Origin of the sequence: Promicromonospora kroppenstedtii DSM 19349 (assembly GCF_000515355.1) — a bacterium.
In the GTDB taxonomy this organism is placed as follows: domain Bacteria; phylum Actinomycetota; class Actinomycetes; order Actinomycetales; family Cellulomonadaceae; genus Promicromonospora; species Promicromonospora kroppenstedtii.
The window spans coordinates 1,482-4,246 of sequence record NZ_KI911698.1; the positions used below are offsets into that span (position 1 = coordinate 1,482).

2 protein-coding genes are annotated in these 2,765 nt (G+C 70.9%); both read left to right on the plus strand.

What is annotated here, in order from left to right; genetic code table 11:
- The coding region (locus tag PROKR_RS18170) for a hypothetical protein (RefSeq protein WP_036965439.1) at positions 1–546 on the plus strand (546 nt) is incomplete at its 5' end.
- Between the two features lie 66 nt (positions 547–612).
- On the plus strand, positions 613–2,751 hold the full coding sequence (locus tag PROKR_RS18175; RefSeq protein ID WP_036965441.1) for an intein-containing Rv2578c family radical SAM protein: 2,139 nt from the start codon (positions 613–615) through the stop codon (positions 2,749–2,751).
- The last annotated feature ends 14 nt before the right edge of the window (positions 2,752–2,765 follow it).

Genomic DNA, 2,765 nt, shown 5'->3' on the forward strand with positions numbered 1-2,765 from the left:
CGCGGCTCCGATCCCGTCGGCGGGTTCCGCGCAGTTCCCGCGCCCCGCGGCGTCGAGACGCACCGTGCCGGACCGGTGCCTCGCGGTGGCCCGGACGACAACCGGCTGCACCCTCGCCGTCCCGTCCGGCGCCGGATCCGGTTACCCGCCGTCGTGCTGGCGGCGGCGCTCGCGGGGTCCACGGCGATCCTCGCGTTCTCGCCGGTCGAGGCCGACCGTGTCGCGCTCGTCTGCCCGGCGGGGGCGTCCGTGGCCTGGGTCGACCAGTACCGCGACGTCCTCGGCCTGCGGCTGCCGGACCCGGGGGACCACCTCGCGGTCGCGGCTCCTTCCGGTTCGGAGGTCGCGGTGACGTTCACCGACGGTGCGGGTGTCGCCTACCCGACCGTGCGCGCCGCCGTCTCCGACACCGGACCGTTCGCCGTCGAACCGCCGCGCGCGCTGGCCGCGTCCGAGCGTGGGGAGTGGAGCGTATCGGTCGTGGTGTCGGGTGATGCCGCGTCGGGCGATGTCGTATCGGCGGGGTGCGCCGCGCCGCTGCCCTGACCTCATGCGGCACCCTGACCCTGTGGACAACTTGACGTCCCATCGAACGAGTGTTCGAATCGACTCATGCGTTGGCAAGAGCAGGCGATCTCGAACGACGACGACGGCGCGCTGCCCGGGCTCGAACTACCCGCGCTGCGCGGCGCCGGGCTGCTGCGCACCGTCCGGTCGCCCGAGTTCGCGGGCGTGACCTTCCACGAGGTGCTGGCCAAGAGCGCCCTGTCGAAGGTCCCCGCGGCCTCCCAGATGCCGTTCCGCTGGACGGTGAACCCGTACCGCGGATGCAGTCATGCGTGCACCTACTGCGTGGACCCGTCGACCCTCGTGCTGATGGCCGACGGCCGCCAGAAGCCGATCCGGGACCTCATGGTGGGGGACCGCATCGTCGGCACCGAACGCGACGGCGCCCACCGACGGTTCGTGGAGACTGAAGTCTTGGCTCGCCGTGGCACGACCAAGGCTGCCTACCGGGTGACCCTTGAGGACGGCACCGAGATCGTCGCCAGCGCAGATCACCGGTTCCTCACCGAGCGCGGGTGGAAGTACGTGGCCCCGCTGCCCAAGGGCGAGGGGCAGCGTCCTTACCTGACGACCAACAACCGGCTCCAGGGCTTCGGCCTTGGGATGGTCGCCGGCGCCTACGCGTCGCCGCCCGAGTCCGTGGACTACCGCCAGGGGTACCTCACCGGGATGATCCGCGGCGACGGGATGCTCTTCGACAAGACCTACCCGAGCGGCCGGATCACCATGTTCCGACTCGCCCTGGTCGACGGCGAGGCGCTGACCCGCTCCCAGGACTACCTGGCCGAAGCCGGCGTCCCGACCAACCGCCGTCTTTTCTCGGCCGCCACGGCGAAGCGCAAGGCACTCGACGGCATCTTCACGTCCAAGCAGTCGACGGTGGCGGCGATCCGCCAGATGATCGAGTGGCCCGGCATGCCGACGCGCGAGTGGCACGCAGGTTTCCTCGCTGGCATCTTCGACGCGGAGGGCAGCTGCGACGGGCAGATCCTGCGCATCTCCAACTCCGACGAGCGCATGCTCAGCATGACCACGGATGCCATGGACGTGCTGCGCATCCCGTACGTCCGGGAGCCGGCCAACAAGATCGGCGTCGCGAACATCCGCGTCATCGGCGGGCTGTCCAGCCGCCGTCGGTTCTTCGCCCTCACCAATCCCGCGATCACCCGGAAGCTCAAGATCATCGGCGCGGCCGTCAAGACCTCGGTTCCCTTGCGGATCGTCTCCGTCGAAAATCTCGGTACCGAGACCGAGATGGTCGACATCACCACTGGTACCGCCGACTTCATCGCCAACGGAGTGATCAGCCACAACTGCTTCGCGAGGCCGACCCACGAATACCTCGACCTCGACGCCGGCCACGACTTCGACTCGCAGGTGGTCGTCAAGGTGAACGTCGACGAGGTGCTGCGCGCCGAGCTCGCCAAGCGGTCCTGGTCCCACGAGCCGGTCGCGCTCGGCACCAACACCGACCCCTACCAGCGGGCCGAGGGGCGCTACCGGCTCATGCCCGGCATCATCTCGGCACTCGCGGACTCCGGCACGCCGTTCTCGATCCTGACCAAGGGCACGCTGCTGCGGCGCGACCTGCCGCTGATCACCGAGGCCGCGCAGCGGGTCGACGTCGGCCTGGGTGTCTCGCTCGCGTTCGCCGACACACCCCAGGGCAAGGAGCTGCAGCAGGCCATCGAGCCCGGCACCCCGACACCGAAGGCCCGGCTCGACCTGATCCGCGCCATCCGGGCGGCAGGCTTGCCGTGCGGCGTCATGGTCGCGCCGGTCCTGCCCTGGCTGACCGACTCCCTCGCGCACCTCGAACGGCTGCTCGACAACCTGGTCGAGGCTGGCGCGACCGGCGTCACCGTGCTGCCGCTGCACCTGCGGCCAGGCGCCCGCGAGTGGTATCTCGGCTGGCTCGAACGCTCCCACCCGCACCTCGTCGAGGGCTACGGCCGCGTCTACGCGCGCGGCGCGTACGCGCACAAGGGCTACCGGGACTGGCTCTGGGAACGTGTGCGGCCCCTGATCCGCGAGCGCGGGCTCGGCGGCGCCGCGATGCACCGGGTCGGCGACGACCAGCACGCGGAGGGCGACTACCCGCGCGGAGCGTTCACCGGCGTGCGGTCCGACGGCGCCGGCGCGGCTTCCCTGGGCGCGGAGGTCGGGAGCGAGACCCTGTTCTGATGCAGCCCCCGATC

Excerpts from the sequence above, each read along its gene's own strand:
- PROKR_RS18175 (WP_036965441.1), top strand. The coding sequence starts at position 613 with ATGCGTTGGCAAGAGCAGGCGATCTCGAACGACGACGACGGCGCGCTG.